General features: G+C 66.4%; 4 protein-coding genes. 2 read left to right on the top strand and 2 right to left on the bottom strand.

Translation table 11 applies throughout. The features are described from left to right. Together ACR2JI_RS14195 and ACR2JI_RS14190 are read left to right on the top strand one after the other, a co-directional pair. On the top strand, positions 1-318 hold a 318-nt coding region (locus ACR2JI_RS14195; RefSeq protein ID WP_526391021.1), incomplete at its 5' end, for an MmpS family transport accessory protein. Beyond that, positions 318-1004 (top strand): DUF2561 family protein, encoded by a 687-nt coding sequence (locus ACR2JI_RS14190; RefSeq protein ID WP_526391019.1) that lies wholly within the window; start codon positions 318-320, stop codon positions 1002-1004. The genes ACR2JI_RS14195 and ACR2JI_RS14190, both read left to right, overlap by 1 nt. A 67-nt stretch (positions 1005-1071) precedes the next feature. Here the strand turns inward: ACR2JI_RS14190 and qcrB are convergent, their stop codons facing one another. Together qcrB and ACR2JI_RS14180 are read right to left on the bottom strand one after the other, a co-directional pair. Then, positions 1072-2742 carry a cytochrome bc1 complex cytochrome b subunit gene (qcrB, locus tag ACR2JI_RS14185; RefSeq protein ID WP_526391017.1) on the bottom strand — a complete coding sequence of 557 codons (1671 nt, stop codon included), beginning with the start codon at positions 2740-2742 and terminating at the stop codon, positions 1072-1074. Next, a partial coding sequence (locus ACR2JI_RS14180) for a QcrA and Rieske domain-containing protein (protein WP_526391015.1) occupies positions 2739-3401 on the bottom strand: 663 nt, incomplete at its 5' end. The genes qcrB and ACR2JI_RS14180, both read right to left, overlap by 4 nt.

The raw sequence follows: 3401 nt of genomic DNA, 5'->3' as shown, positions 1-3401 counted from the left end.
ACCACCCAACCACCGCCGCCGCCGCCGACGTCCTCGCCGCCCGCCGCGCCACGCCAGGTGACCTATTCGGTAACCGGAACCAAGGCGCCGGGGGACATCATCACGATCACCTACGTTGACGCCTCCGGGCGCCGGCGCACCCAGCGCAATGTTTACATCCCCTGGTCGCTGACCGTCACGCCGATTTCGCAGTCTGACGTGGGCTCAGTTCAGGCCTCAAGTTTGTTCCTGGTCAGCAGGCTCAACTGCGCCATCACCACAAGCGACGGGACGGTGCTCTCATCGAATCAAAACAACGCCGCACAGACGAGCTGCTGATGGCGGGCTCCTCCGAACCGGTATCGCCGGACGCGCGCTCGCCCGAGACCACCGACCGGCTGATGGTTGGTGTCTGCGGGGCCATCTGGCTGGTCCTGCTGGCGGTCAGCTCGATCGCGACCGTGGCGCTGGTCCAACTGGGCCGGGGGCGCGAGCGGACCGGTGCGGAGTCGGACTCGTCCTGGCTGCTCTATACGGTCATCGTGATCTCGGCGCTGGTCATCGTCGGGGCGATTCCACTGTTGCTCCGGGCCCGGCGCACCGCGATGGCCCAATCGGGCGTCTCCGGCGATTCTGGGGCCACTCAGGGCGCTGAGAGCCCGGAGCCGCCGCTGGAGGAGCCGCCGCGGCCGGTGGATGCCCCCACGGAGAAGCTGAGGGTGTTCGGTGCGGCTGTGGACCCGTACCGCCGCAAGCCGGCGCAGCACCGCCGGGTGTCACGGATCAGCGTGGTCCTGGACCGGATCTGGCTGCGTGGCACGACATCCCTGGTGGGTGCGATGGGCCTGGCCCTGACCGCGGTTGCGACCGCCACCTATCTCCTCGCCACCCACACCGAAACCGCGGCCTGGGTGGCGCTGGCGGTGGCCGCCGTCATCACGGTCGGCATGGTCGGGATCCTGGTGGTCTTCCAGCGCAGGATCGCCCATGCGGCGGAGGAAGCCGCAGACCAAGCGCTCGCCTGAGCGCTGCCGATCGCGAAAATGAGGAGGGCCCCAGCCGACCGGCTGGGGCCCTCCTCATCGGTGGCACTCAGTGGTGCCCGTTGGAACCGTTTCCGTTGGAACCGTTGCCATTGGAACCGCTGCCGTTGGACTCACCGTTCTGGTACTCCCGCAGTGCGGTGAGCGCCCGCTGCTCGGTGGCATGCGCGGCCTCGGTGAGTGCGGCGTCCTGAGCGGCCGGATCGGCCGTCAGGAAGCTGCCGTGGCCCGGACGGCCGGCGGCACCGAGCTTGTTCATCCGCTTGGGCACTGCCGCACCGGCGTACTCGAGCGGGATCGGGTGACCGTGGTCATCGACATCGCCGAGCGGCTGGTGCAGTTCGATGTAGGCCCCGTGCGGAAGCCGCTTGATGATGCCGGTCTCGACACCGTGCTCGAGCACGTCACGGTCGCTGCGCTGCAGGGCGACCGCCCACCGGTAGGCGGCGAAGAACACCAGCGGAGGCAGCACCAGCATGCCGATCCGGCCGATCCAGGTGGTCGCGTTCAGGGAGATGTGGAACTTCAGCGCGATGATGTCGTTCATCGCGGCGAAGGTCAACACCATGTAGAAGGCGATCGCCATGGATCCGATCCCGGTGCGAACCGGGACATCGCGCGGACGCTGCAGCAGGTTGTGGTGCGCGTCGTCGCCGGTGAACTTCTTCTCCAGGAAGGGGTAGGAGAACAGCAACAGGAAGACGACTCCCATGATCACCGCGACCCAGAAGGCGGCCGGGATGGTGTGGTTGCCGAAGTAGATGTCCCACGGCGGGAACAGACGGATCAGGCCGTCGGTCCACAGCATGTAGAAGTCGGGCTGCGAGCCGGCCGAGATCTGCGAGGGCTTGTAGGGGCCGAGTTGCCAGATCGGGTTGATCTGCAGCAGACCGCCCATCAGGCCCAGGATGCCGACGATCATGGCGAAGAATGCGCCGGACTTGACCGCGAAGACCGGCATGACCCGGACGCCCACGACGTTGGTCTCGGTGCGTCCCGGACCGGGGAACTGGGTGTGCTTCTGGAACCAGACCAGCGCCATGTGGAGGCCGATGAGCCCCAGCATGATGCCCGGGAACAGCAGGATGTGGATGGCGTAGAGCCGGGGGATGATGATGTCGCCCGGGAAGTCGCCACCGAAGAGCGCCCAGTGGATCCAGGTGCCGACCACCGGAAGGCTCATGGTGATGCCGGACAGAGCGGCGCGGATGCCCGTTCCCGACAGCAGATCGTCGGGCAGCGAGTAGCCGAAGAAGCCCTCGAACATCGCCAGGACGAGCAGCAGCGAGCCGATCACCCAGTTGGCCTCACGAGGGCGGCGGAATGCGCCGGTGAAGAAGATGCGGGCCAGGTGCACCATGATCGAGGCGGCGAACAGCAGTGCCGCCCAGTGGTGAACCTGCCGGACGAACAATCCGCCGCGAATCTCGAAGCTGATGTTCAGCGCCGTCTCGTATGCCCGCGACATCTGAATACCGCGCAGCGGCTGATAGACGCCGTTGTAGGTGACCTCGGCCATCGACGGGTCGAAGAACAGGGTCAGCCACACGCCGGTGAGCAGCAGCACGATGAAGCTGTACATGGCGATCTCACCCAGCAGGAACGACCAGTGGGTGGGGAAGACCTTGTTCAGCTGCCGACGCAGTGCGGCCGAGGGGTGGTACCGCGAGTCGATGTTGTCGCCGGCTTTGCCGAGCCGGTCAGCGACGGGTGTACTCATGATCTGCGCTCCCAGAATGCCGGTCCGACAGGTTCTATGAAATCGCCGTTAGCCACAAGATACCCGTCCTTGTCGATCGTGATGGGCAGCTGCGCCAAGGCGCGCGCAGCGGGTCCGAAGATCGGACGTGCGAAGTGCAGGGCGTCGAACTGCGACTGGTGGCACGGGCACAGGATCCGGTAGGTCTGCTGCTCGTAGAGCGATGACGGGCAGCCCAGGTGCGAGCAGACCTTCGTGTAGGCGAACAGCTCGCCGAAGTTGAAGTTCTCCTGGCCCTGACGCTTGACCACCCGCGGCATATCGACCGGCTTGATGCGGATCAGCATGACGGGATTGCGCACACCCATGGCGATATGCGCGAGCTTCTCCTCGGATTCCACCGTGATCCCGTCACCGTCGGACTCACGCCAGGGGAACACGGTCTCCATACCGCCGGCGTCGAGGTCCTCGGGACGCATCTTCACGAACGGCGACTCACCGGCCATGCCGGTGGCGCGTCCGAGGAAGATGGTCTCGCCCTTGTAGCGCGGGGTCCAGCCCGAGGTCCACAGCACTGCCTTGGGGCCGTCGGCCGTGGGGACCACGGGCTTCCACGGGTTCTTGATGATGCCGCCGAGGGCTGCCACCAGGGTGCCGACGCCGAAAGCGCCGAGGCCGAT

The sequence above is a fragment of the Mycobacterium sp. genome, from assembly GCF_051006775.1.
Classification (GTDB): domain Bacteria; phylum Actinomycetota; class Actinomycetes; order Mycobacteriales; family Mycobacteriaceae; genus Mycobacterium.
Note: the sequence above shows the minus strand (reverse complement) of the source record. Positions and strands in the feature narration are given on the sequence as shown.

Bases quoted from the DNA above. Each gene is read 5' to 3' on its own strand.
- ACR2JI_RS14190 (WP_526391019.1), top strand. From the start codon at position 318: ATGGCGGGCTCCTCCGAACCGGTATCGCCGGACGCGCGCTCGCCCGAG.
- qcrB (WP_526391017.1), bottom strand. From the start codon at position 2,742: ATGAGTACACCCGTCGCTGACCGGCTCGGCAAAGCCGGCGACAACATC.